The following is a 25,341-nucleotide window of genomic DNA, read 5'->3' on the forward strand; positions in this document are numbered from 1 at the left end:
AATATTTGGAACTTTACGCGCTATTCAATGCATCAAGATAGCTCTTATGGTTACGCAGTGCCTCCGTGATATGGTCACCGCCAAACTTCTCCAGCATGGCATTGGCGAGTATGATGGCGAGCATTGCCTCGCCGATAACCCCGGCGGCAGGGACCACACAGATATCGCTGCGCTCATAGTGTGCCTCGACCGTCTCGCCCGTCTTGAGGTCCACCGAGGGAAGCGGTTTTCCCAGTGTGGGGATGGGTTTAACCACCGCGCTTACCGTGATAGGCTCGCCATTCGTCATCCCGCCCTCGATGCCGCCTGCTCGATTGGTAGCGTGGCGCCATCTTCCACCCGCTCTCTCAATTATGTCATGGGACTTAGAGCCTGGGAGGTTTGCCAGAGAAAAGCCAGCCCCTACCTCCACCCCCTTCACTGCGTTGATGCTCATTATAGCCTGGGCGATCTTTCCGTCGAGGCGGCGGTCCCACTGGACATGGCTCCCCAGCCCGATGGGGACACCGATGGCGACCACCTCGAAGATCCCTCCCACCGTGTCGCCAGCCTCCTTTGCCCTATCGATAGCCGCCATCATTTCCTTCTCCGCTTTTGCCTCGGAGCAGCGGACAGGCGATCTCTCCAACTTATCCCAATCTATTTTTTCGATCTTCGTGCCCTTGACCGACATGCCTGCAATGTCGATTGTGTGGCTGTGTATTTCAATACCGAACTCCTGGAGAAGCCTTCTTGCCACCGCACCGACGGCGACCCGCGCCGCAGTCTCCCTGGCGCTGGCACGCTCCAGGATGGGGCGTATGTCATCCAGGCCGTATTTAATCGCCCCTGCCAGGTCGGCGTGACCCGGCCTCAGGCGGGTTATCTTTTCGACCTCTTTCTTTGAAGGTGAAACTGACATAACATCCTGCCAGTTATCCCAGTCGCGGTTCCAGATGAGCAGCGAGATGGGGCTGCCGATGGTTAGCCCGTGGCGCACCCCGGAGAGGATTTCCGCCATGTCCCGCTCGATCTCCATGCGGGAGGAGCGCCCGTACCCGCCCTGGCGCCGCTTAAGGTCGCGGGCGATGTACTCCTCATCCAGGGCAAGGCCCGCCGGCACCCCCTCTACGATAGCGGTCAGTGCCCTACCGTGCGATTCCCCTGCGGTCAGATATCGAAACATTTTTTCATCCTTTTTAGGTTATTCTTTAAATATAAATACTGTAAGTCGTGCGTTCACGAGCAAGGCCCCGCGCTGCCTAAACGGTGACTACCAAACCTTCGATTGGCACGATAACATGGGCAGTCCTGCGGGGTGGGCAACCAATCGATATCATCGATGTCCACAGCCCCAGCCCACCTCTTATCTATTGGATTGCTTGGGGTGTATGGCCCACTCTTAATAGTACCTATGGCCAAATTTTTGCCCTTACAACAGAACTGAACCTGGTTTTCAATTTGCAGTTGCATTTTAACTTCGAACCACCATTTTGCTCTAGGATGCCCGCTTGTTGTTTTGTCTTCTAGAGAATAAAGGTCACATCTATGCAAATCTAGATTATTACGCAATCGCTCCTCGTCCGAAACATGCCAGCAAGCTACGGGTTTCATGTCAACTCTCCCTTCGCTGCCTCGAACATTATGTCAAACGGCGCTTCCTTGCCGGTCCACAGCAGTAGGGTGGGTGTAGCGTAGCGAAACCCACCACTATCTTATTCCAAATCCATCACCGTGAGTTCTTCTCTTACCATGTGTCCCCAGCTTTGGGGATAAAACCCTCTTTCAACAAATTTCCTGAAGCTGCTGTACTTCCATTCTACGGGCAAATTTACGAATCCATGCTTAACAGGATTGTAGTGAATGTAATCACAATGTCGGTTGAAGTCCTCCTGATCTCGAATCCTGTGTTCCCAAAACCTCCTCTGCCAGACACCTCTTTCCTGCTTCTTACGCATTGACTCTGAGATACCTTCTGCTTTGTCTCCAGAATAATTCCGGGTGAAGGCTGCTTTGACTTGCTTCCACCTTGTTGAGAAGTCGAAATCGGTATCGGGCAGTGTCCAGATACAATGAAGATGGTCTGGTAAAATCACTATGGCCTCCATCTTATAGGGATATTCAGCCAGCACTACTTGGAAACATCTCTTCAACAGATCAATGGCAGCTTCCTCCCCAAAGATGGGATACCTTCTGTAGGTGACAACAGTGAAGAAGAATGTTCCTCCTCTTAGCCAAGCTCTACGGTAGTCAGGCAAGTCTTTTCCTTTTTACCCGCATTTTGGGGTGGTGGGTTTCGTTGCACTCCACCCACCCTACTTTTACTCCTAGCACTTGCCCTTTCACGTGATGATTTAAACAGACCATTGCTACAGCGCCTTTTTCGCTGCCCTATACATTATGTCAACTGGCGCTTCCTTGCCGGTCCACAGCTCGAGGGAGAGCGCACCCTGATATACCAGCATGGAAAGCCCGCTCAGGGTGCGCGCCCCGGCCTTTTTCGCATCCGCAAGCAGTCTGGTTTCAAGTGGGTTATATACCACATCATATACCAGCGTCTCCCTGGGGATGAGCCCTGCATCCAACGGCGATTTGCCCTCAGTATCGCTGTGCTTCATCCCCACCGGGGAGCAGTTGACCACCAGGTCGCAGCCCGATAGTGCTTCCTTAAACTGCGGCTCATCTGGAAGGAGCACCCTTATTTCGGGGATGGGGTGCATCTTGAAGTCCAGCGAGGCAATTCCTCCCACATCCTTGGCATCGAGACAGCTCCTGGGCGGTGGTCCCTGGGTACGGGCCAGGCTCCGCTCCAGGTCTGATGCCAACCTGTGTGCCCGCTCGGCAATAATGTCTGTAATTATAAGCGACTTCACCCCTGCCCTTGCCAGGGCGAAACCTGCCGCTCGTGCTACCCCTCCCGCGCCCAAAAGCACCGCGCCCTTTCCCTCAGGGTCAAAGCCCCCCTCTTTTCGTAAAGCCTGCAGAAAGCCGCTGGCATCGGTGTTATAGCCCATGAGCCTGCCATCCCGATTCACTATTGTATTCACCGCCCTCACCTCCAGGGCGAGGTCATCGAGCTCGTCCATTAAGGGCATAACCGTTTCCTTATGGGGTACTGTGACATTGGCTCCCAAAGTATCGGATCGGCGCAGTCGCTCTACCACAGTTCCCAGCTCCGATGGCTCCGTCTCCCATAGCTCGTAACGAATATCGAGCCTGTAGTGGTCGAAGGCAGACCGGTGCATTGCCGGGGATACGGAATGCCCAACAGGGTAGCCGATGAGGCCCACATACTTCGTCATTTGCTTGTCCCATCAAGGTAAGCCTGTAAAATAATTGCCGCTGCCATCGCATCGCGCTTCCCTTTCCTCTTCTCCCGCTTCATTCCTGCATCCAGCAGCATGCGCTCTGCAGCGACGGTGGATAAGCGCTCATCCCAGGTATCCACCGGAATATCCACATGCTGAGCAAGCGCTCCTGAGAAGGCGAGAACCTCTTCCGCCTGCCGGCCGATACTGCCGTTCATTGAGCGGGGAAGCCCGACCACAATACGCTCCGCCCCGTGCTCCCTGGCCAGGGCGAGGAGCTTTTCCATGTCTGACTCTTCCCCTCCCCTATCGAGCACAGTGAGGGGGATAGCGAGGAGCCCATCGGCGAAGGCTACCCCGATTCGCTTCTCGCCGACATCAAGTCCCAGTATCGCCATATTTTGCCACCAAATCCCTCACTAGGCTCAGGGCGTCATCGAGCTTGTCGATATCCTTGCCCCCGGCCTGCCCCATCTCCACCCTGCCGCCCCCGCGCCCACCGGTGACCTGGGCGACCTGCTTCACAATCTCGCCGGCGTGCAGCCCTCTTTGAGCCAGGTCAGGGGTGAGCATCGCCACGAAGTTGGCCTGGTGGTTATAGACTGCTCCCAGGACAACCAATACACTGTTCAGGCGCTCTTTTATCAGGTCACCAGTTTGGCGTAATGCTTCTATATTTGAGGCGGGCACCCGTGCACTGAGCACCGGGATTCCATTTATTGAGACGACCTCTCCGAGAAGCGAGCTGACAGTTATCTTTAGGAGCTCTCGCTCCAGGGCATGGGCTCTTTTTCGCTCCGTATCAATTTCGCTGTGGAGGGCGGAGATACGGCTTATGACCTCGGAAGGCGTTGCCCTGAGCTCATCGACTATCTCGTCGATAATGGCAAGCTGCCCATCGATATACCCCTCCGCACTGCTTCCCGTGACCGCCTCGATTCGACGAATCCCGGCTCCAATGCTGCTCTGGTCAAGGATATGGAAGAAGCCGATCTCTCCCGTTGCCCTGACATGGGTGCCCCCGCATAGCTCAGTGCTGATCGGTGGCTTCCCAATTTCCAGCACCCGTACCTCCTCGCCATACTGCTCCTCAAAGAAAGCAAGTGCCCCCCTATCCAAAGCCTGCTGGTAGGGCATCATGGTGTGCTTAACCTTCAGGTTCTGGCGTATCCTCTCATTCACCATGCGCTGTACCTGTGATAGCTCCTCTCTGGTAAGCGCGCTTGGATGGGTAAAGTCAAAACGCAGGTGGTCCGGTGCCACCAGGGAGCCTGACTGTCGCACGTGCTCCCCAAGCACTTCACGCAGCGCCGTCTGGAGGAGGTGTGTCGCTGTGTGATTACGCTCGATATCGTGGCGGCGTTTTTCGTCTACCTGTGCTTTAACATTATCATGAACCGATATTTGCCCTTCGATTACCTTGCCTTGGTGAATTATGAACTCGCTGCCCTTCACTGTTTGCCTGACGGTATTAGTAACTTCAATTCTTCCTTTTTTACCACGGATTTCTCCGGTGTCGCCGACCTGTCCTCCCATCTCACCGTAGAATGGCGTCTCACGTAGAATGACTCCAACGTCCTGTCCTTGAGATATAGAATCTACCCTCTTCTTTGGCCATTCATTATCAGGAAGCAGGACCAGGACAGTAGACTCTTGTTTAAGCGTTGTATCGCCAACAAAATGCGTGCTTGCCGGAATATGGACAGGGGACGTGTCACCCTTTGGATAAACGCTTCTATTGCCTACAGTATTTCTATGCGCCGCTCGAGCTCTCTCCCTCTGGCGATCCATTTCCTTTTCAAAGCCCTCCAGGTCTACCGAGAGGCCATGCTCGGCGGCTATCTCAGCGGTAAGCTCTTTGGGAAAGCCGTAGGTATCATATAGTTGAAAGACATCCTCACCGGATATCCGAACCTTCCCGCTGCTCCTGGCCTCCTCAATGATTCCATCGAGCAGATTGAGGCCTACATTCAGGGTCTGGTCGAACCTCGCTTCCTCGGCGGCGATGGTGCTGAGGATGGATTTTCGTTCTCGCTTTAGCTCGGGGTAGACATCGCTCATATTACCAATAACGGCCTCCGCCAGCGTGCCCAGGAATTGCTCCTCCAGCCCCAGCTTCCTGCCGAAGAGGGTAGCCCGCCGTAGAACCCGCCGCAGCACATAGCCCCTTCCTTCATTGGAGGGTAGCACGCCATCGCTGATGAGGAAGGTGATAGCACGCGCGTGCTCTGCAACCACCCTCATCGCCCTGTCGATAGCTTCATCATCACCGTAGCGTTTGCCGGTAAGTTCAACTATGCGCTCTATCAGGGGGAGGAACAGGTCGGTATGGTAAACCGAAGCCACCCCTTGCACCGCTGCTGCTGTTCGCTCCAGACCCATTCCTGTATCGATGTTTGGCTTGGGGAGTGGGATGCGGCTGCCGTCCCCTTGCTGGTCATACTGGGTGAATACCAGGTTCCATATCTCGATAAAGCGGCCGCATTCGCAGTTGGGGCCACACTCGGGCCTGCCACAGCCAGTTCCTTCACCTAGGTCATAGTGAAGCTCACTGCACGGCCCGCAGGGACCGGTCTCGCCGGCGGGCCCCCAGAAGTTGTCCTCCTCCCCAAAGCGAAGGATCCTCTCTTTGGGGAAGCCCACTTCCTGCCAGTAGCCGAAAGCCTCATCGTCATCGAGGAATATGGTGACCCAGAGACGCTCTTGGGGTAGACTCAATCCCTGGGTTACAAACTCCCAGGCCCACTCGATGGCCTCTCTCTTAAAGTAGTCGCCCACGCTGAAGTTACCCAGCATCTCGAAAAAGGTGAGGTGCTTGGCGTTGCCCACGGAGTCGATATCCGTGGCGCGGAAGCACTTCTGGCAGGATGTCATGCGGGAATGAGGAGGGGTTGCTTCACCGGTGAAGTAGCGCTTGAATTGCACCATCCCCGCAGTAGTCAGCAACAGGGTGGGGTCCGACTTTGGTACAAGTGAGGAGCCAGGAATCCTGTCGTGTCCCTTCTCCTCGAAAAAACGGAGAAAAGCCTCGCGAATGTCGTTGCTATTCAAAATTAACGCCTTTCCTGTCGATTTTAGTTTATACGTGGGTGGTATGTCAATGAACGTCTGGGATGCATAAATTTATATAGCTCGGATAATTAGGTAAAGCCTGATAGTTGATAGCTGATGGCAATTGGTAATTGGGGTATGTTTGATATTTGATTTATGATGTTTTATCGTGTGATTGAGGCGCTGCTAGATATGGAAGTACTTCTCACTATGGACAACATCTCAATCTGAATTCCTCCACAAGAGAAGCGCTGTCTTCAATAATAAAATTGACAAGGGCATACCTCCATAGTAACATAGGTCAAAGCCAGACACATCCTTACTGTCGTTGCCACGCCCCGGGGTGGTCCGAAATTTCGGCATTGGGGGGCTCGCCATGATAGGAAACGGCCTGAGGCGCGCAATAAAATCGTCATTGCGAGGCACGAAGTGCCGCGGCAATCCTCGGGGTATGTATGGAGATACGAAACGTGGAGACAGCCCAATTTCGAGGGTCAATGAGAAGGTGGGATATAATCGATTCCAAGTCAATGTGGTAGTATCGAGCCTAAATAAACGGGCGGAAACGCGATTTGGCATAGTAGAGGACATGGTTCGAGAAGATGCTGGCTAAGGTGCTGAGCTGTGCGGTGGTGGGGCTTGAGGGAGCTATCGTGGAGGTGGAAGTGGATATCTCCCCGGGGCTCCCCGCTTTTAATATCGTGGGGCTTCCCGACACGGCGGTGCAGGAGGCCAGGGAACGGGTGCGCGCTGCCATTAGGAACAGCGGCCTCACCTTCCCCATGAAGCGAATCACAGTGAACCTGGCACCGGCTGACCTGAGGAAAGAGAGGCCTTCCTATGACCTGCCCATCGCTGTGGGAATTCTCCTGAGCTCGGAGCAGGTCTCCACAGATATATCGGAGACGTTCTTGCTGGGGGAACTCTCTCTGGATGGCAGCCTGCGCCACACCCATGGCATTCTCCCTATGGTGGCGCTGGCCCAGGAGAAGGGGCTGCCGACCGTATTTATCCCCGCCATCGATGCCAGGGAAGCCTCCCTGGTCCAGGGAGTTAAGGTCATACCGGTTAGCTCATTAGCCGAACTGGTAACACACCTTCAAGGCGAGTCTCACATCCCCGATTATCACCCGGACGGTGATAAGGAGAGTGTCGCCCTTGAGGGTTGGGCGGCGATGGACCTGACCCATATAAAGGGGCAGGAGCATGTAAAGCGAGCGCTGGAGGTGGCTGCTGCCGGGGGGCATAACCTGCTTATGAGTGGTCCCCCGGGAAGCGGCAAGACCCTGATTGCCCGCTCCCTCCCCACTATACTTCCCCAGATGAGCATGGTAGAGGCGCTGGAGGTTACCAAGATCTACAGCGTGAGCGGCCTTCTACCCTCAGACACCCCGCTAATCAGGCAAAGACCGTTCCGCGCCCCCCATTACACCATCTCCAACGCCGGGCTGGTCGGCGGCGGGCGCTGGCCCAGGCCGGGAGAGATCAGCCTCAGCCATCGCGGCGTCCTTTTTCTGGATGAGTTCCCTGAATTCGGGCACAACGTGCTCGAGGTGCTGCGCCAGCCCATCGAGGACAAGGTGGTTACCATCAGCCGTTCCCAGGGAAGCATCACCTTCCCGGCAAACTTCATGATGGTGGCAGCGATGAACCCATGCCCCTGCGGCTACTATGGCGACCCGGTTAAAGAATGCACCTGCTCCATGAGCACCATATCCCGCTATCAGAAGCGTATAAGCGGCCCGCTCCTTGATCGAATCGATATCTTTGTCCAGGTTCCCCGCATCGAGTATGAGAAGCTGGTAGACGATCGACCGGCGGAGGGTTCGGAAAGGGTGCGCTCCAGAGTCGAGGGGGCACGCGCCATCCAGCGAGGGCGATTTCAGGGCTCCAGGCTCACCTGCAATGCGGATATGACCCCGGTGGAGGTGAGGAAGTTCTGCCAGGTGGGGCCGGAGGTACAGAGCCTGCTCAAGTCAGCAATGAATCAACTGTCCCTTTCCGCCCGCGCCTTCCACCGCATCCTCAAGCTCGCCCGCACCATTGCCGACCTCGCCGATTCCCCCGCCATTAGTGCCAGCCACATCGCCGAGGCGATTCAGTACCGGCCGAGGAGCCTGATACAATAAGTAAATCTCCACTAACGGAGGCAATGACATGGAATGGAGCACTGTTACTGACTGGCTTGTTTCCCACGGCACTCGGATTCTCATTATCCTCCTCATCTGCGCTGTATTGTATTATGTGTTGCGAAAGGTGATTCCATCAGCGCTTAATATTACTGTAAGAAGAAGGGGAAAGGGCAAAAAGGCCGAAGGGGAAGCTGAAAAGAGGATACAAACCCTATCGCGTACATTTATGGGCACAGGGGTAGTGCTCATTACAATAGCTGCTGGATTCATGATCCTTTCTGAGCTGGGGATAAATATCTATCCGCTACTTGCAGGGTTCGGCGTTATCGGTGTGGCTCTGGGCTTTGGTGCCCAGTACCTCATTCGTGATCTTATCGCAGGTTTCTTTATCCTTGTAGAGAACCAGTACAATATCGGCGATTGGATATCAGTAGCTGGCATAGCTGGCAGTGTACAAGAGATAAACATAAGGAGAACCATGCTCAGGGACTTCGATGGCGCGGTGCACGTTATCCCCAACGGCGAAATCAAGACAGCTAGCAACTACAGCAAGGAATGGGCACGAGTTAACCTGAATATCTCGGTGGCATATGGCACTGACCTTGACCATGCCATCGCGGTCATCAACCGGGTGGGAGAGGAGATGGCCAAGGCAGAATATTGGCGTTCGCTAATAAAATCACCGCCACAGGCGCTTCGAGTGGACAGCCTGGGGGATTCTGGGATTGAGATTAGGGTGCTGGGACAAACCAAGCCAATAAGACAGTGGGAGGTGATGGGGGAATTCAGAAAGCGGATAAAGAGGGCCTTCGATGAGGAGGGTATCGAGATACCCTGGCCCCATACCAAGGTCTATTTCGGGGATGCCCCGCCCCGGGCTCCCGCCGAGGCGCCAGTGCCGCCAGAACCACGGGGCGAGATCGTGACTCCAGATGAAGAGGGGGAGAGGGGAGAATAGGTGCCATTCAAGTGCCCTGAGAAGCGGCACTGGGGGAGCTGGGGTGAGCTTCTTGCCATAGGGGTACTTCTACTGCCTGAGGATTATCGCTGACGAGGCAGTATATGAGGTGGCACAGGAAGCGGTCTTCGGCCTTAATGGGGTTTGGCGATGTGGCACGCTTTATTAGGTGGCTTGCTGGTGCTGCTCCAGAGCCAGGGCAGTAACATCACCGAGCTGCCGGCAAATCCACCAGTCAATATCCTCGTCTTCGATGGATTTCCTCAGGGCAGCGGCGCGCTGGTTCCTCTCTTCAGGGGACATCGAGAGCGCTCGATACAGCGCCTCTGCTGTTCCTTCTAGGTCAGTGGGCGTTACCGGAAGGGCGTTCTCCCTGAGCTGTTCACAGGCCCCGGCGGCCTCCGACAAAATCAGGACACCATCTTTGTGATTGACCACAGGCCCCTCTTTGGCAACCAGATTCATCCCGTCGATAACCGGGTTCACCAGCAGGACGTCGTATAGACACAAAGCAGCGAGGGCTTGAGTGTAGTTATTCTCGGAGAATACCGTAATAGGCCGCCAGCTATCGTTGCCGTATTTGGTGTTTATTACCTGGATTGCCTCACTCACCTCTTCAGCGTACCTCCGGTACTGCTTGATTCGAGGGTGCGTAGGAACCATGAAGGCAAGGAAGTTGACCTTGCCCTGGAGATCGGGGTAGCGATCTAGCAGCCTGTCGAAGGCTCGGAAGCCGCGAACGATGTTCTTGCTGGGTTCCAACCGGTCTACTCGAACTATGGTTTTACTCCCCAAAAAGGGGGCGAGCTTCTCCTCGTAGTCTCTCAATAACGGTGACTGTGACTGCTTTCGTAAGTTGGACACATCAACCGATACCGGATAGGACCTTACCTTTACTTGATGGTCATTTACCTGAATTGTGCAGTCTTTATAATCGACCTCGGCCCCTTCAACAAAGACTTCACAGGAATGCAGGAAGTTGTGGACATACTCCTCGGTTTGCAGCCCTACAATATCGCTGGCGCAAAGCCCACTGCAGATCTCCCTGCACATGTAACGGGGGAGAAGCTGCCAGTAGTGCGCTCCGGGCCAGGGGATGTGGGTGAAGTGCTGGATGAGGGCATTTGGAATCCGTTCTCGAATATAGCCTGCGGCAAGATAAAGGTGATAGTCATTGAGCATCACCAGCGGGGGCAACTCACTCTCTGCAGCTTCTTCAATAACCGCTTCGGCAATTGCCTGGTTCACCAGTTTGTAACCATTTTCCCAGGCATCATGAATACGATTGTCGATGTTGGGGGTATGAGAGGAATTCCACATGCAGTGCTGCAGGAACCAGAGCAGCGGATTACAGAAGACGCTGTAGAACTGATAGTATGTGCTTCCCCTGGAAAATATAAACCTAATGTATAGCTCGTGTCTGGGTATGGGTGCCTTAAAGCGCTGCCACTGCGCCGTTTCCGCAGCGCGTCGATCACCATTGCCCATGGCGCTGGCGACCCACGTGAGGTCCATGTATCGACTGATTTCGCTGAGGGTGGTGAGGATGGCACTTTTACCGCGGCGCCCTTTCAGAGTACCCGCTTCAGTAAGCTGGTAGTCGATAGGACCCCGGTTGCTAGCAATGATGAGCTTCCGCTTACCCAGAAGCTCCTGGCACAATTTACGTAGCTGAGTTGTGCTAGCCTGAGGTGACATTATTAATTATTCTCCTCCACCGCACACTATTATTGTTGATTCAGATTGGGTTACTCCATCGCTAAAGAGAAGCATCGACAGGTGGGATTAGATTAACATACAGGCTCATGGAGTGTCAAGCTGGCGCACACATTGGGGTATTGGTAATTGGTAATTAGTGAATTAGGGTCAGGGGTGATTATTGGTTGATGGCTGATTGCTGATTGCTGATGGCTGAATGTCTACTGTCATTGCGACCCCGATTTAGGCCGAAGCATCGGCCGACCTGTCTGCCTTGGGGGTGGTAATCTCCACATTGCATATCTGCATTCAGTCCTGGGGATTGACACGTCCCCCGAGCTGTCGGGGTCATCGCAAAGGCTCTAATTTATACATATTTAGAGGCTGGCTCTTGGGCTAATGCTCTCCTCTGGCGTATATAAATAATCGGGTAGCCTGGAGCATCGGCTCCAGTCATTGTTGGAGCGGATGCTACAACCTGCCCGTAAAAATGTTGTGCCCGCTCCCGGGTTAGTGGCTGTGGGTGGGCAAACGCCGGTCGGTGGTTAGCGTTATGCTGAATAATAAAAGAAGTGGCCCCCCAGGTTTATCGGGGGGCCTTTAGAATTTTGCATCTTGGGTTAACTCAAGCGCTTTTATATATGAGCGTCTCTTTAAAGATCCTCTCACCGATCAACTGCAATTATGGCCAGACGTCCTGGTAGCCGTCAGTAGCTAGAGTACACTCTGCACCTACACAAACTGAAGCTACGTTTCCATTATCGTCTATACGCCAGTCGTAATGGTTAGTATCCGCGCAACCTGAGCAAGCTCCACTATTGCAGTTTACAGCCCTGGCACCATCGGGCACTTCTCGCAGCAGTCCATTAGTAACACTGCCCAATAGCAGGCAGATGTTGAGTGAGTTATTAGCCCCTGTTTGCAGGTCGTCTACAGAGGTAGAAGTATTAGTTGCCACGTAACCAACGGCCGCAGTCTGAAGTTGATCTCTAGCCGCATTATAGGCCTGCTCTTCGGTGGTACCGAAAACGCCGCCGACTGCCATGACGATAACGCCGGCTAGGATTGCCAGGATCACCAGGACGATTAGCAACTCGATAAGGGTGAAGCCCTTTTTACCTCCAAGGCGCTTGAAACCCCATCTCCTCAAACTTGGCATCTCTTCTCACCTCCCTTCTATATTATTATAGTATTTTATGCACAATTATCCGTTTTACCAGCCTTATATTAAAATAACATAAAAATGTAAATTTGTCAAGACGTTTTGCGGTAAAATGATAAAGTGGTGGGGAATTGCGATTGCGATAATTATTCTATCATTCAAATTGACCTGAATATGTGTGGCTCATTATTACGCGTTATTTCCCTATTTTCCCTGGGGATTGCCACGGCACCAGGGGCTCCTCGCAATGACAGGTGAGTATGTGGACTTCTACCACCGTCATTGCGAGCGAAGCGTGGCAATCTCATTGTCTCACCATCATCCCCGGGATTGCCACGTCGCCAGGGGCTCCTCGCAATGACAGCTGGAAAATTCACAGTAATAGAATAATCCTTTATAATTCTTCGTATAACTCCTGCCATTCATTATTCATACTATTGATTAACTCCATTTTCTTATGGCGCGAAACGTCTTTGATCTGCTTCTCTCTCAAAATGGCATTTTCTATATCTTCAAATACTTCATAATATACAAGCTTCGTGACATTATATCTCTTTGTAAATCCACCAATCATTTTTTCCTTATGCTCATATACCCTTCTTATTAAATTATTGGTAACGCCTGTATAAAGTACGGTGTTCCACTTGTTGGTCATTATATAAACGAAGTACTGTGCATTCATTGATGTTGTCTCAGTCATTGCCATTGAAATGCCATGGTCATTACTCGCCTATGGCGAAACCACCTCTATTGTAATTTTCAGCCGAAGTTGGCACAAACGCTTTTGTCATTGCGAGCGAAGCGTGGCAATCTCAGCGTCTCACCATCATCCCCGGGATTGCCACGGCACTTCGTGCCTCGCAATGACCGATAAAAGGCTGTCAAAACCACTACTGTCGTTGCGAGCCGAATGCATAGCAGTCCTAGCTTTCCCACACTCCCTGAGATGGAGCACTGGGGGACATTCCCAAACACTCACCAGAGGGGATTTCCCTTCATAGTAGCTGACTGCTAATGGCTGATAGCTACTATCAACTGGTTATTGGTAATTAGGTAAATTAGTAATTGGTGGTTGGGGTATTTTGGCTTTTTGATATTTAATACTTGATTTGTTACATTAAGCCGGTGTACCAGTCCAGGATTCCATGCCCCCACAGAAGGACCACCATAGCTGCGGCGGCCAGAAAGGGGCCAAAGGGGATGGGGTCCCTTCCCCGCCTCAGCCGCAGCAGTAGCAGTGAGACAGCCACCAGTCCGCCGCTAAGGGTGCCCAGTATCAGGACAACGAACACCAGGGGGAAGCCGGCAACCAAGCCGATGAGCACTGCGAGGGTTACGTCACCGAGTCCCATACCGCCGCCCATGCTTCGATAACGCCACAGTGCGATTAGATATACTGAACCCATGAAGGCGAGGCCTACCGCTCCTCCAAGAAGGGCGTTAAAAATGCCTGTGCTAGGCCACTGGTAAAAACCGTTCCAGAAGAAGGAAAAAATGAGCGCCAGCACCATCGCCGGGTAGACCACGATGTCCAGGATAAGTTGCTGCTCCAGGTCGATGAAGAAGATTACCAGGAAGATGCAGACATAGATGAGGGCGATGGAAAGTTGGAGGCTCAGGCCGTAGTGCCAGGTAAGCAGGGCGAAGAGGAGCCCGGTTATCAGCTCCACAATGGGCAGACGGGGGGGTATGCGGGCGCCACAGTAGCGGCAACGACCGCGCAGCCACAGGTAGCTGAGTAGGGGCACCAGATCCGCGGCGCTGAGCTGCCGGTTGCAGGAGTTGCAGTGTGAGGGCAGTCTAACTATGGACTTGCCTATGGGCATACGGTCGATGCAAACATTGAGAAAGCTGCCCACAGCCAGGCCGAGGAGGGCGAAAATAGCGATTGATAGCGAAGTGGTCATAGGATTTTGAGGATCAGACCCACGTTCACCATGAAGTCAGCCAGGGGGAAATCTTCAGGGCAATGTATCGGGGGCTCCAGGGGTTGGACGGTGCGCCCGATAAACGCAGCTACATTTAGAGCAAAGGGCACACTGGAAGCCGCAGCACCGCTGAGATAGATAGGTATATCCGGGTCCAGGGGGTTTTCCTTATTCGTCTCATCGTAGGTAACTATGGTTCGCCTTATCTCATCGCTAATTCGACCGACGGCGTAGTCTTCAGCGACCTCCCCTTCACCGATGAAGATGCTTCGTATCAGGACGGGGACATCGTCAACCACTATTATTAGTTCTACGCTATGGCTCTCGCCATTGGCAATTATGGCATCCTTCTGGTTCACCGCCCTCATCAGGGCCAGCGGTTTTAGGTCGAGAGCGTGGGGCTTTACCCCGCCCAGGCGAAGCGCTTCCAGGAATTGAAGCACCCCTTCCCTGGGGACGACCAACACAAAAACCTGTGTTTGTTCCTTCCCTGCAGGTAGCGCTTGCCAGTGAATGTAATTGTCCTCTTCCGAAACCGTCATCAGCCTCCTGATCTCGCGGGGGAAAGCACTCTCCATTTCCTTCTTGCTCATGTTTGGCACACTTATTACCCGGGATACCGCCCTCATCTCAGGGAGGGCACAGACCACATGGCTGTTTTTAACCCCTTTTCCCTCCAGGGCGTTCTTTATAGCGCTGCCCAGCCCTTCTGGATCAGCCACATGTCCCATCTGTAGAAACTGGGGATTAAGTGGTACGCGGTCCCAGGACTCGATGGAGTCCCTGTAGAAAGTGACCAGCCTCAGGTCAGTGCCCTCGACGCTCAAGGAAATAATACGCTTCCCTCCCTTCCCGCCACCGATCTGCAGGGTGGGGAATCGGGGCATTCCTCGCGCTGGCTTTTTTGCTCTTCTTGGCGCAGCCTTTGCCTTTTTTTTCGCTTTGGCCTCAGCCACCGCTTTCTTTGGTGGCTTAGCCCTTGCCTCAGCAGCCTCTTTAGCTTTGGACTTCTGCTCTGCCCTGGCTTTCTTTTCCGCTTTAGCAGCTTCCTTGGCTTTTACCTTCTCCTCCGCTTTGGCCTTCTTCTGCGCTTCAGCCTCTTGCCTTGCTCTGGCCTTCTCCTCCGCTTTGGCTTTCTTCTCAGCCTCGGCGGCTTCTTTTGCCTTAGCCTTCCTTCTCGCTTTGGCCTTAGCCACTGCTTTCTTTGGCGGCTTAGCCCTTGCCTCAGCAGCCTCTTTGGCTTTGGGCTTTGGCTCTGCCCCTGCCCTGGCTTTCTTTTCAGCTTTAGCAGCTTCCCTGGCTTTTACCTTCTCCTCCGCCTTGGCTCTATTCTCCGCCCGGGCAGCTTCCCTGGCCTGGGCCTTGGCCCTGGCCGTTTCTTCGGCCCTGGCTTTCTTCTCTGCCTCAGCAGCCTCTTTAGCCTTAACCTCCTCCTCGGCCCTGGCTCTCTTCTCTGCCTGGGCAGCTTTCTTTGCCTGGGCTTTGGTCTCAGCCTCAGCCTCTGCCCTGGCTCTCTTCTCAGCCTCGGCAGCTTCCTTGGCCTGGGCCTTGGCCCTGGCCATTTCTTCAGCCCTGGCTATCTTCTCTGCACGGGCACTTCTCCTGGCCTTAGCCTTTTCCTCCGCCCTGGCTTTCTTCTCTGCCTCAGCAGCCTCTTTAGCCCTGGCCTTTTCCTTCGCCCTATCCTCTTGCTGTGGTTTCTTTGGGGGTGTCATTTCATAGCTCCCGGACAAACTGAATAGTTAATTCTATTGGTATACGATAATTATATTGAAATTAACTGACCATACGTCGGGGCCTGTAAGCTCTATATTATCGTTCTTGAGGGTGTCGTACTGCTCGTTCTCCAGAATCTCCAGGAAGTCGATTAGCTTTGAAAGCGGCTGCCCAGCTTCACATATGGAAATGGGTTGGATCTTAGCACTATAAGTGTTCCCCCCGATAGTTGTCGAACTGTCGGCAGTTTCAATGTATGGGACAACGAGCCCGGCCTCTTGCTCTGTTCTAATGAGTAGCTCTATAATCTCTGTGTTGTCGATCTCATCGGGGAAGGGCGACTCCTCTGCAAGTTTGCGCTCCGCCTCGGCTAGCTGCCTTTGCAGCTCCCCGATGTTGTAGCGGCCCTCCATGCTGGCAATAGCTGCCTCTTTCTGCTCGATATTTTTCTCCAGGTCTGCCTTTGTGCTTAACGTACTGAAATATCCCATAACAACAAATACGTTCACCACTATGAGGGCTATGATAACCGGAACGAGAATGAGCTGAAGTCGCGGTATCTTCTTTAGAATATCAGGCGTCTTCATAGGTCTTCTGCCCCACTCAACTGTATATCAAGGGTAAATTCGCAGTCTGTTATACCGGGACAAGTCACTGCTTTAATCGCTGCACTTGAAAAATAATCGCTCTCCTCCAGCTCCTGGCGATAATTATTAACGGTTTTAATATCTACAGTGCTGCCAACGAGCGTTATTTCGAACCCTGACTGTGCAATGCTGCTCAGGGTAATCGCGCCGGGGAGAAGGTCATCGATCTCATCGATTATCTCAGACCACAATACCAGGTCCTCGCGGAAGGTCTGGTAATCCTGTTCCATGCTGTTCAGCTTGTTATCGGCGGCATCGATCTGGGCTTCTAGCGCTACAGCCTCTGCTTGTTTGCCGTATAGCTCGCTCAGCTCCGCGTTGCGCAGGCTGAGCTTGTCTTCAAGGGAGTCTATCCCGGAAGAGGCATCCATCTCCAGTATAACGAAGGGCACTATCAAGCCGGCCAGCACGATAGCTACCAGCACCAGTATGAAGTTCAGTCTTAAAGTTTTGGGGGGCTTATACTCGGGGGGAAGTAGATCCAGGTCTATCTTTGCGGGGCGTCGCTCAGGTAGCTGCTCGGATGTCATCAATTTGCCTTCGAGATATGTTGGTGGAGTGTACCACGACAGTTACCAAAAGTCAACCTTTTATAATTATACCGTATATTAGTGATACGAAACCGTTCGCCTGATTTTCCCCGTCACTGCTATTTATCCCCTTCATTCTTCCTCAGGATTAATATTAAGGCACTGTTTTGGTTAAAACCAGTTCGTCTACCGTTGCATAGTCCAAGCCGCTGTTAGATAAACCATAAAACCTTATCCTGAAATTGGAGATGCCGTAGGTACCGAGGTCGATGGGCACATTGTCCCAGTTTAGCCAGGTGCTATCACTACCTTGGGCATCTAGCGAAGCTATGAAGTTATAGGAACTACCGTCGTAGAAGTATAGCTCGAATTCATTATTGTTGAGGTACTGCTTATTGAACCAGAAATCGAGGTCGGCCGCTATAGCATCCGAGAGGTCTATATTGTCCGATGTCAGGTAGCCATTAGCGTAATTATCGCACTCAGCGCTGTAGGAGCCATCGTGTACATGGCCACTTTGAATCGTCCACTGGGTAGTGCCATTATCATCCCATTGGCTCAAATCGCTTTCAAAGTCATCGGAGAAAGCAATCTCTTCATGCGGTGTAGGCGTAGGTGTAGGCGTTGGCGTCAGTGTAGGCGTCAGTGTAGGCGTAGGTATTGGTTCGCCGCCATCATATTCATCAATCCGCCAGGATATTATCTCTATGGCTTGCTTCTTCCACCATCCCGAGGCGCCCGGGCTCTGAATGATATAGCATGTTATCTTGGTATTCTCTGTACCGTCGCTATCTTTTGACAAAGCTGTAATTATATACTCCTGATAACCTGGTGATATCCTTAGCCATGTATAACCGGAGTTACCGGCATGACTGCTAGAAAAGGGCATGGAATATAAATACCTACTTAAATCATTATTTTTAACCCAAAAATTAGCAGTATAACTGCCACCACCGAGATCGGAGGCCTCCAAAACGGCGTGACTGCCAGTGCCAGATACTTCCCCTGGAGGATCAACGAGAATGCCATCTTTCTTAAGCGATAGCTCCCAATCACAACTTCCAGAAGGGGGATTTGGGAATAGGACCCAGTTAATGTCTACAGCCAGCCCTCCAATTCCCGTAGGAAGATCGAATTCAAAGCTCCAACTTCTCTCTTCGCCTGGAGATATGTCTTGCATGTTAAATATAACGCCGGGGTCAAGAAAAAGGTCAGGTGGTCCATAGGTAACTACAAGTTTGACATAGTCAACCTCCATCCAATGATAGGTATAACTCGAAGACACGCCCCAGGTTAGCATCCCATTCGCTGATATATAGTCGTCGCAGTCGGTTGTTATCGAGCGGGTCATAGTGGAGTCCGAGTCCCCTGGGATGCTCATATCGGATCCTACCGATTCCCAGGTAGACGCGGCGTCATTATATGCCCATATCCTGAAGGTGGCAGTAATGCCAGCGGAATTCCCTTCAAATACCAGGTCAATATTCGTTATCTGCTGCCCCTCCTGAGCGATAGTCTGGTCAAGCCACAGGAATACCTCATCACCATAGCCCGGGTTGAGCGTACGCCACCTTGCATCGTTGCTCGTAGATATATCTATATAGTCTTGATCTGAGGCCTCATACTTAGCGTTAAGGTTATAGCCTGTTGGAGACTGATCCCAATTATCAACGTCGCAGTCGAATGCGCAGTTATCATTGCAGGGGTTTTCAACGCCCACGTAGTCCCAGGTTTTCATCTCTATATTCATGGGATTTTCTGGAGTAGTAATTGCTATATCGACTGGATATCCACGAACGCTCTCCTTTAATGAATAGTAACCAGCATCACCCTCGACCAGGGAGTCGGCTGGCGGGTAATCATCGGAAAACAGATTATATCCCTCAATTATGTCTGCTATGACAGCGTCAACTCCTGCCTCTGCGGCATAGTAGGCATCAGTATCACGGACGTCCTTTCCGGTAAGACCTAGGCTGATGTCGAGATAGGCGAGCAGCGGTCCAATTACTATAGACCCTATAAATAGTAGTGCCAGGGCCATTAGCAGGATGTGTCCTCTTTCTCTTCTCATTTTCATAAATCCTTGTAAAATATTGCCATAACCTTATATAATCCTTAGGTAAACATTTAACTATTCATCTTCCATATAGACGATTCTTGAATTTACGTAGATTTCTAGCTCCTTTGATTGATCGGCAACATTTGAATTTATATGGACCTCCAGATGTGAATACCCACCCACAGATGAGTTAAATGTAACATCGCTATAGCTTTCTATATTTTGAGCTATGGCGATCCCATATTGGGAATCAAGTAACCACTGTTCATTTTCCCAGCGCTCTACAGTCTCCTCACGGATCAGTTTGCCAATGTCCCAGCGGTAGTCTACTTCATAGAAATAAATTATCGCCCCGGTGCGGTCCTCCCAGGAAAAGGTACAGTAAACCGGTTCGTCACCGTATGTAAAGTATGCTGCTCTCATTGCGTCCCAGGTGATCCAGTCAGCCGCACTGCGCACCTCATTTGTGGCAGTAAGCTCAGTTCTCTCGTTATCGGGTATTGTCATAAGCATATAAAAGGCTCCTCCTATTGCAGGCAACATCAGTCCAGAGATTGCCATTGCAATAAGCACCTCTATTAAATTGAACCCTCGATTTTTTCTTAGCAATTCAATCTCGCCTTGCTTTTAAAATTAAAGAGATAGTGCTTACGGAGCCTCACTATAGAAGCTAAACGATGCCCACTCGGTCGCTACCGTGAAAACCCTTGGATTTGTACAATACTGCGGAGCCCCATAGAAACAGTCCCCATTATTATGAATAGGATTAGAATTATAGAAGAATATGGTATACCACCCTGCAGGAATAATCTCAATTCCGTAGATTGTAGCATTGGGACTATCCGTGCCATTATTATTTGAAGGTGTAGTCAGATACATAAGGGTATCCGACGTTATATAATCAACCGTGTACCACTCTTGTCCGTTGGACTTTTTTATTAAGTTTCCCGCCTCTAGTTCTGTGGTAAATGAGGTGCCGGAGCCTGCAATCTCCTTGCTGTCAAGCGTGAATGTCACGGTGCCACTGAGTGTGCCTATTTCTCTCGTCAGTACCGTGGTGAGGACATTCCCGGTGTTGGGGTCTGGCCATAGCACCTCATCGTGAGCGATCCAGCCTGGCTCTGCCGGAGCAGGGGTTATCTCCCCCGGGTTTTCACTACAACAAAACCACGGTGTGCTCCACCCTGGCACTTCCTCATCATGACAGTACCGAGCATCCTGCGTATAACAGTGGGGATCATCCATTAACACTACACGGGGGTAATCCTCATCAGTATTATCATCCCAATTTTTACCATTGGTACAATCGGCACACTTAGAAGGCGGGACGGAACCTTCCGCGCAAGTAGTATCGGAGCCATAATCCAGCTCCTCATTGTAAAAGGTTGTATCCCAGCTATAATCGTAATCCTCACTGAAGAAGGGGCCGTCAGGGCGACCATCTCCGTTGGGAAAATCGGCGTTACGATAAAGGTATAGATCTATTTGGTTCCCACTTCCATATGACTCATTTTCGTCGATGAACCAGGTAACAGCGAGCGCACCTGGTCTGGTTACCTCCAATACATAGGGATATCCATAAAACAATAAAAACCTGCCATCGTAACAAGTGCCATCTCGCGAGGCGTCATTAGCATCGGTTCCCGGTAAAACGGGGACGTATATGTCAGTAGTTTCCACAAAGGGAAGGTCACGTAAAGTAGGTAGCGCCCCACTATTTGTTTTGTAGCCCTCCAGTTCCACAGAAGTGATTCCATCTTGAGAGGTCGCCGTAACTGCTATATGCTGCAATATATCTACATCCACATCCTGGACTTTACAAACTGTAGTATTTACACTAAAGCCTGAGGGTGTTTCCCCGATTGTCATGTACGGTATCCCATAGATAGGATTGCACGAAGTGTTATACACTATATAATCCTGCGATTTGACATACTCCATTTGGGAGCGAGCTAAATTTAGTGCTGTAGTGCCAGTATCCACCCGGTGGGTGCCCATAATACCCACACCGAGCGCCTGCATGAATGTAACAACCACCATGCTTATTATAGCTATGGCGATTAGCACCTCGATTAAACTGTACCCTCTCTTTTTCATACCGGTCACCTACTGGATCTGCCCGGCGATACCGTATATCGGCTGATACACCGAAAGGGCGATAAGCGCGACCATGCCTCCCAGCCCGATGGTCATTACCGGCGTCAGCATACCCGTTGCCCTGGATACCGCTGAATCCGTCTCCCGCGCATAGAAATCGGCCGCCGATTCCAGATTGGGTTCCAGCCTGCCGGTTAGCTCGCCTACTCCTATCACCTGATACATCATCGCCGGAACCAGGGGTTGGTTCTTCATCGCCTGGGAAAGTAATTGCCCCTTGCTGACATCGCTATGAATCGTGGCGAATGCCTTTTTAAAGTGGACATTCTCGCTGGTTTCGACTATCAGGTCCAGTATGTCGGTTATGGTGACGCCGCCACTGATTAGAAGAGCCATGTTCCTGGCGGTTCTGGCCATGTACCCCATGATGACCACCCGACTTACTACCGGGATCTTCAGCACTATTGTGTCCTTGGTCCTCTTCCCCCGCGGCGTCCTGAAATACATGATGCTGCCGCCGATCAGCAAAACTGCGCTCGCGAATAGAATCAGTTTGTTGCCGTTAAAGAAGTCGGATAGAGACACCATCATCCTGGTGGTAAAGGGGAGCTCCCCTCCAAACTGGTCGAAAAGCCCGCTCATTGCGGGGACGACGAAGGTGATCAGGGCAATGATAGCGCCGATAGCAACAATAAGCACAATAGCGGGATAGGTCATGGCCCCCTTGACCTTCTTCTTGATTTCATCCTCTTTTATCATCTGAACGGTGACCTGATCAAGCATATTCTCCAGGTTTCCTACCTCCTCACCCACCTTCATCATGCGAATATAGAAGGGGGAGAATATGCCAGGGTGCTCGGCGCAGGCATCGGAGAATTTCCCCCCTGTCTCCACGGATAACAGAAGCTCACGGATCAGGTTCTTAAAGCTGGACTTTATAGCTCGATCATAGAGCATCGTCAACGCGGGGTAGATGCCGATGCCAGAGCCAAGCAGAGCGTTCAAATCGCGGCTGAAATTGATAATGTCCGGGCGCTTCACTCCGAACATGCTGGGCAACTGTTCCTTAAGTGAAGCGCTGGCTTTCTTCTCCTTCAGGGTGATAATGGTCATCTCAGATTTCCACAGTTTCTCCTCTGCCCTTTGTTCCGAATCGGCCTCCACAGTGCCCTTGACCATTTCACCGCTGGGTTTATAAGCAACGTATGTGTACTGCATCGTTCCTTACTCCTCGCTCTTTCAGAGCTTACTTCTATCTAAACGAACCAGTCGTTGTAGTGCCTTCCTCCGTATCATGGCATTCGCTTATGGCTCAGCCGATGGTAAAGACATTGCGTGTCACTTCGCTCGGGGTGGTCACCCCTTCCTTGACTAGGCTCATGCCGTGATAGCTCATGGGGAGCATCCCGTTTTTCTGCGCCTGTGCCTTTAGCTCGGTGATACCTGCCTGCTTTGTGACCAGGCTCTTTATTGAATCGGTCACCGGCAATAGCTCAAACACACCGATCCGACCGTGATAGCCGGTAGAGGAGCACTGATTGCAGCCGGCGCCGTAGTAGAACTCGTTTTTTTCCTCTCCGGTTACTCGCTTGTAAGCCTCTATGTCGCCTGGGGGCGCCTGCTTAAGCTCGGCACAGTGGGGGCAGATCCTCCTCACCAGGCGCTGTGAAGCGGTAGCAATCACCCCGGAGGTAACCAGGAAGGGCTCCACCCCCAGGTCAATCAGGCGAATCAGTGCTCCCACAGCATCGTTGGCGTGGATCGAGCTCAGCACCAGGTGACCGGTCAGGGCGGCGGTTATAGCCGTCTGTGCCGTCTCCTTGTCACGGATCTCTCCCACCAGGATGACATCCGGGTCCATCCGCATACAGGCCCGCAACCCGCTGGCAAAGGTGATCGCAGCGGCATGATTAACCTGAATCTGGCGAACCCCTTCAAACTTATACTCGATGGGATCCTCAATGCTCATGATATTAAACTCTTTGACATTCAGCTTTAATAAAGAGCCATATAGTGTGGTGGTCTTCCCTGAGCCGGTTGGTCCGCTCATTATAATCATGCCAAAAGGGGAGGCGAGGGCTGCTTCATAAGTCCCCCTGAGATATTCTGGCATCCCTATCTGCTCCAGCTCGAAGAGGTTGAAGGACTTGTCCAGAACGCGCAGCACCGCTGATTCCCCCCAACTGGTGCCTATGGTGGCAACGCGAAAATCTATCTCTTTGCCATTTAGGGTATCAGTGAACGAGCCGTCCAGTGGGCGCCTGCGTTCCGCGATATTCATATCAGCCATCACCTTGATTCTGGTGAGTATCGCCGAATGGATCGATATAGGTAAGGTAGCGGAATCACGCAAGACGCCATCGATCCGGTAGCGGATTTTGAGAACATGCTCTTCGGGCACGATGTGGATATCCGATGCTCTTTCCTTCACCGCCTCGCTCAGCATCCATTCCACCGCTCTGACTATAGGGGCATCAGAGGCTGCCTCCGCAAGGTCGGTAACCTCCTCCGTCAACGTGGTCTTGTCGATAGAGGCTATCATGTCCTTGAGCGTTCCCTCTGTAAGGCTAGTTGTCTTGTAGTGGTGGTTTATGACATCACGAAGATTACCCCCCACGGGCATTGCCGCCTTTATCTTCTTATTGGTGAGCACGGCGAGGGTATCGATGAGCTGAAGGTCATCGGGGGACTCCGTTGCAATGGTCAGGGTACCGTTCTCCAGGGTTATGGGCAGAACACTATACTCCAGAGCCAACGATAAAGGAATCAGTGCCAGAGCCCCGGGCTGAACCTCTATTTGTTTCAGGTCAATGGTTGGCACATTGAACTGGAAGCTGACCACTTTTTGCCGCTCTTTTAGGTTATGCGGTTTCTCCAAAGTATCTCTGACCATCTCCATTATCCCCTTTCTCTGGCATCCGCTTTGGTGCCACGCTTAGGTTTTTATTATTGACCCCCTGGCATCTCCTTATGCACCGACGATGTTATCCTGTAATATATATACTTATCTTATATTAACTTATATTAAGTTCCAATAAGTAATATACCACATATTTACATATTTGTCAAGTATAAACAAGTAAAAAAGTTGAGGTATAGGAGAATCTGAAGTTTAACCGAAGGTGTTTAAGATATGGCCTGGTTACCTTTACGAAGGTTTAAGCCAGGCTACATAGGGAGGCTGGATATACAGTCAAAGAATTGTTACGAGAAGCACGAAAAAATAGCCAACAGCATTCAGCTATCAGCCATGCCATAATCACCAATTCCCCAATTCCCCAATGTAACGTGGGGATTGCCACGCCCCGACTTGGGCCGAAGTGTCGGCCTCGGGGCTCGCAATGCCAGTATATATTCATCCACTCCTCTGCCCCCTCAGCTCATATTTCGGAATTAACCTCCGTCCCCTACTATAAGACTATGCCATCCAGATAAAACTGATTGTCATCTAGCCCAATGGCCGGTGGTAGTATTGCCTGTATTTCAATTTGATGTCGGTTCACCCATATCCTGCCCGGGTGCTCGGAAACATCACTGGTGACACAACTCCCAATCGTTGCATATCCCATCTTGATGTGTCATAACATATGGCTTGTATGTGTCCAGACCGTAATAACCCAGGTACCAGGCACCCATCTCAGCATCGCAGGAGATCCACTCCTCACTAGGGTCACCTCCAATATCCTCCATGGTTCGATAGACCTGTCCTGAGTTAGCCGAAGGGCCTCACCACGAACGGCGCTAGATAGGTGGTGCCTATTGCTTCAGCATGTTCGGTTTGATTGGTTGTGATTGACACCGCTCATCAAAAAACAGTAGGATGTGGCGGTGAATGCGCTCAGGGCTTTTAATATTCGCCGGGCTATACCAAGAATTACCATCCTCATTTTCCGGTAAAACGGTATCTATACCGGTGAGTATGAGGCGTGACAATATGTCATTGTGAGGAACCCCGATGTATTGGGGGACTGAAGAATCTCTTGAATCCGTTATAAGACTGAGATTCTTCACCGCCCCTCCGCAGCCCCTTCGCTTCACTCAGGGCTTCGACTCAGGGCTCTGGCTCAGAATGACAG

General features: G+C 51.9%; 21 protein-coding genes. 2 read left to right on the forward strand and 19 right to left on the reverse strand.

Annotated elements, in window-relative coordinates:
* Positions 1 to 13: 13 nt before the first annotated feature.
* From aroC to alaS, 5 genes are all read right to left on the reverse strand, one after another.
* On the reverse strand, positions 14 to 1,165 hold the full coding sequence (gene aroC, locus VMX96_08535) for a chorismate synthase (protein HUU63943.1): 1,152 nt from the start codon (positions 1,163 to 1,165) through the stop codon (positions 14 to 16).
* 529 nt (positions 1,166 to 1,694) lie between these two features.
* The gene (locus tag VMX96_08540) at positions 1,695 to 2,237 is read right to left on the reverse strand and encodes a transposase (GenBank protein ID HUU63944.1); all 543 of its coding nucleotides are present in this window, start codon (positions 2,235 to 2,237) and stop codon (positions 1,695 to 1,697) included.
* Between the two features lie 111 nt (positions 2,238 to 2,348).
* Complete coding sequence (locus VMX96_08545) at positions 2,349 to 3,281, reverse strand: shikimate dehydrogenase (protein ID HUU63945.1); 933 nt, start codon at positions 3,279 to 3,281, stop codon at positions 2,349 to 2,351.
* Positions 3,278 to 3,685: a Holliday junction resolvase RuvX gene (ruvX, locus tag VMX96_08550; GenBank protein ID HUU63946.1), complete on the reverse strand. Its 408-nt coding sequence runs from the start codon at positions 3,683 to 3,685 to the stop codon at positions 3,278 to 3,280. The genes VMX96_08545 and ruvX overlap by 4 nt, the downstream gene beginning before the upstream one ends.
* The gene (alaS, locus tag VMX96_08555; protein HUU63947.1) at positions 3,666 to 6,341 is read right to left on the reverse strand and encodes an alanine--tRNA ligase; all 2,676 of its coding nucleotides are present in this window, start codon (positions 6,339 to 6,341) and stop codon (positions 3,666 to 3,668) included. Before alaS ends, ruvX begins: the two co-directional genes overlap by 20 nt.
* A gap of 599 nt (positions 6,342 to 6,940) precedes the next feature.
* Here alaS and VMX96_08560 point away from each other — a divergent pair.
* Together VMX96_08560 and VMX96_08565 are read left to right on the forward strand one after the other, a co-directional pair.
* Entirely contained in the window at positions 6,941 to 8,467 is a 1,527-nt protein-coding gene (locus VMX96_08560) for a YifB family Mg chelatase-like AAA ATPase (protein HUU63948.1), read from the forward strand.
* Positions 8,468 to 8,495: 28 nt separating this feature from the next.
* A complete protein-coding gene (locus VMX96_08565) occupies positions 8,496 to 9,428 on the forward strand; it encodes a mechanosensitive ion channel family protein (protein ID HUU63949.1) in 933 nt (310 codons plus the stop codon).
* A gap of 165 nt (positions 9,429 to 9,593) precedes the next feature.
* On the opposite strand, the gene VMX96_08570 is transcribed toward VMX96_08565, so the two are convergent.
* The 14 genes from VMX96_08570 to VMX96_08635 form a co-directional block, all read right to left on the reverse strand.
* Positions 9,594 to 11,126 carry a trehalose-6-phosphate synthase gene (locus VMX96_08570; GenBank protein ID HUU63950.1) on the reverse strand — a complete coding sequence of 511 codons (1,533 nt, stop codon included), beginning with the start codon at positions 11,124 to 11,126 and terminating at the stop codon, positions 9,594 to 9,596.
* A 682-nt stretch (positions 11,127 to 11,808) separates the two neighbouring features.
* Positions 11,809 to 12,285 carry a type II secretion system protein gene (locus VMX96_08575; GenBank protein ID HUU63951.1) on the reverse strand — a complete coding sequence of 159 codons (477 nt, stop codon included), beginning with the start codon at positions 12,283 to 12,285 and terminating at the stop codon, positions 11,809 to 11,811.
* A 397-nt stretch (positions 12,286 to 12,682) separates the two neighbouring features.
* Complete coding sequence (locus tag VMX96_08580; GenBank protein HUU63952.1) at positions 12,683 to 12,994, reverse strand: GIY-YIG nuclease family protein; 312 nt, start codon at positions 12,992 to 12,994, stop codon at positions 12,683 to 12,685.
* Between the two features lie 406 nt (positions 12,995 to 13,400).
* Positions 13,401 to 14,195 (reverse strand): prepilin peptidase, encoded by a 795-nt coding sequence (locus tag VMX96_08585; GenBank protein ID HUU63953.1) that lies wholly within the window; start codon positions 14,193 to 14,195, stop codon positions 13,401 to 13,403.
* On the reverse strand, positions 14,192 to 15,931 hold the full coding sequence (locus VMX96_08590) for a hypothetical protein (GenBank protein HUU63954.1): 1,740 nt from the start codon (positions 15,929 to 15,931) through the stop codon (positions 14,192 to 14,194). Before VMX96_08590 ends, VMX96_08585 begins: the two co-directional genes overlap by 4 nt.
* 33 nt (positions 15,932 to 15,964) lie before the next feature.
* Positions 15,965 to 16,519 carry a hypothetical protein gene (locus VMX96_08595; protein HUU63955.1) on the reverse strand — a complete coding sequence of 185 codons (555 nt, stop codon included), beginning with the start codon at positions 16,517 to 16,519 and terminating at the stop codon, positions 15,965 to 15,967.
* Positions 16,516 to 17,109 (reverse strand): PilN domain-containing protein, encoded by a 594-nt coding sequence (locus tag VMX96_08600; GenBank protein HUU63956.1) that lies wholly within the window; start codon positions 17,107 to 17,109, stop codon positions 16,516 to 16,518. Before VMX96_08600 ends, VMX96_08595 begins: the two co-directional genes overlap by 4 nt.
* Positions 17,110 to 17,263: 154 nt before the next feature.
* Positions 17,264 to 19,180: a hypothetical protein gene (locus VMX96_08605; protein HUU63957.1), complete on the reverse strand. Its 1,917-nt coding sequence runs from the start codon at positions 19,178 to 19,180 to the stop codon at positions 17,264 to 17,266.
* A 60-nt stretch (positions 19,181 to 19,240) separates the two neighbouring features.
* Entirely contained in the window at positions 19,241 to 19,777 is a 537-nt protein-coding gene (locus tag VMX96_08610; protein HUU63958.1) for a prepilin-type N-terminal cleavage/methylation domain-containing protein, read from the reverse strand.
* Positions 19,778 to 19,816: 39 nt separating this feature from the next.
* A complete protein-coding gene (locus VMX96_08615) occupies positions 19,817 to 21,265 on the reverse strand; it encodes a prepilin-type N-terminal cleavage/methylation domain-containing protein (protein HUU63959.1) in 1,449 nt (482 codons plus the stop codon).
* Between the two features lie 9 nt (positions 21,266 to 21,274).
* Positions 21,275 to 22,483, reverse strand: coding sequence for a type II secretion system F family protein (locus VMX96_08620; GenBank protein ID HUU63960.1), 1,209 nt, complete (start codon positions 22,481 to 22,483; stop codon positions 21,275 to 21,277).
* A 94-nt stretch (positions 22,484 to 22,577) separates the two neighbouring features.
* Positions 22,578 to 24,158 carry a GspE/PulE family protein gene (locus VMX96_08625; GenBank protein HUU63961.1) on the reverse strand — a complete coding sequence of 527 codons (1,581 nt, stop codon included), beginning with the start codon at positions 24,156 to 24,158 and terminating at the stop codon, positions 22,578 to 22,580.
* A 344-nt stretch (positions 24,159 to 24,502) separates the two neighbouring features.
* Complete coding sequence (locus VMX96_08630; GenBank protein ID HUU63962.1) at positions 24,503 to 24,628, reverse strand: hypothetical protein; 126 nt, start codon at positions 24,626 to 24,628, stop codon at positions 24,503 to 24,505.
* 168 nt (positions 24,629 to 24,796) lie between these two features.
* Positions 24,797 to 24,955 carry a hypothetical protein gene (locus tag VMX96_08635; GenBank protein HUU63963.1) on the reverse strand — a complete coding sequence of 53 codons (159 nt, stop codon included), beginning with the start codon at positions 24,953 to 24,955 and terminating at the stop codon, positions 24,797 to 24,799.
* Positions 24,956 to 25,341: the final 386 nt, after the last annotated feature.

The organism is Dehalococcoidia bacterium, assembly GCA_035528575.1.
Taxonomy (GTDB): domain Bacteria; phylum Chloroflexota; class Dehalococcoidia; order E44-bin15; family E44-bin15; genus DATKYK01.

What these genes read in the sequence shown, in the direction of transcription:
- VMX96_08575 (HUU63951.1), bottom strand. Translation starts at nt 12,285, where the DNA reads ATGCCAAGTTTGAGGAGATGGGGTTTCAAGCGCCTTGGAGGTAAAAAG.
- VMX96_08600 (HUU63956.1), bottom strand. Translation starts at nt 17,109, where the DNA reads ATGACATCCGAGCAGCTACCTGAGCGACGCCCCGCAAAGATAGACCTG.
- VMX96_08565 (HUU63949.1), top strand. Translation starts at nt 8,496, where the DNA reads ATGGAATGGAGCACTGTTACTGACTGGCTTGTTTCCCACGGCACTCGG.
- VMX96_08605 (HUU63957.1), bottom strand. Translation starts at nt 19,180, where the DNA reads ATGAGAAGAGAAAGAGGACACATCCTGCTAATGGCCCTGGCACTACTA.
- VMX96_08545 (HUU63945.1), bottom strand. Translation starts at nt 3,281, where the DNA reads ATGACGAAGTATGTGGGCCTCATCGGCTACCCTGTTGGGCATTCCGTA.
- VMX96_08625 (HUU63961.1), bottom strand. Translation starts at nt 24,158, where the DNA reads ATGGTCAGAGATACTTTGGAGAAACCGCATAACCTAAAAGAGCGGCAA.
- VMX96_08570 (HUU63950.1), bottom strand. Translation starts at nt 11,126, where the DNA reads ATGTCACCTCAGGCTAGCACAACTCAGCTACGTAAATTGTGCCAGGAG.
- VMX96_08560 (HUU63948.1), top strand. Translation starts at nt 6,941, where the DNA reads ATGCTGGCTAAGGTGCTGAGCTGTGCGGTGGTGGGGCTTGAGGGAGCT.
- VMX96_08615 (HUU63959.1), bottom strand. Translation starts at nt 21,265, where the DNA reads ATGAAAAAGAGAGGGTACAGTTTAATCGAGGTGCTAATCGCCATAGCT.
- VMX96_08585 (HUU63953.1), bottom strand. Translation starts at nt 14,195, where the DNA reads ATGACCACTTCGCTATCAATCGCTATTTTCGCCCTCCTCGGCCTGGCT.
- VMX96_08595 (HUU63955.1), bottom strand. Translation starts at nt 16,519, where the DNA reads ATGAAGACGCCTGATATTCTAAAGAAGATACCGCGACTTCAGCTCATT.
- ruvX (HUU63946.1), bottom strand. Translation starts at nt 3,685, where the DNA reads ATGGCGATACTGGGACTTGATGTCGGCGAGAAGCGAATCGGGGTAGCC.
- VMX96_08590 (HUU63954.1), bottom strand. Translation starts at nt 15,931, where the DNA reads ATGACACCCCCAAAGAAACCACAGCAAGAGGATAGGGCGAAGGAAAAG.
- VMX96_08635 (HUU63963.1), bottom strand. Translation starts at nt 24,955, where the DNA reads ATGGAGGATATTGGAGGTGACCCTAGTGAGGAGTGGATCTCCTGCGAT.
- VMX96_08620 (HUU63960.1), bottom strand. Translation starts at nt 22,483, where the DNA reads ATGCAGTACACATACGTTGCTTATAAACCCAGCGGTGAAATGGTCAAG.
- aroC (HUU63943.1), bottom strand. Translation starts at nt 1,165, where the DNA reads ATGTTTCGATATCTGACCGCAGGGGAATCGCACGGTAGGGCACTGACC.
- VMX96_08580 (HUU63952.1), bottom strand. Translation starts at nt 12,994, where the DNA reads ATGGCAATGACTGAGACAACATCAATGAATGCACAGTACTTCGTTTAT.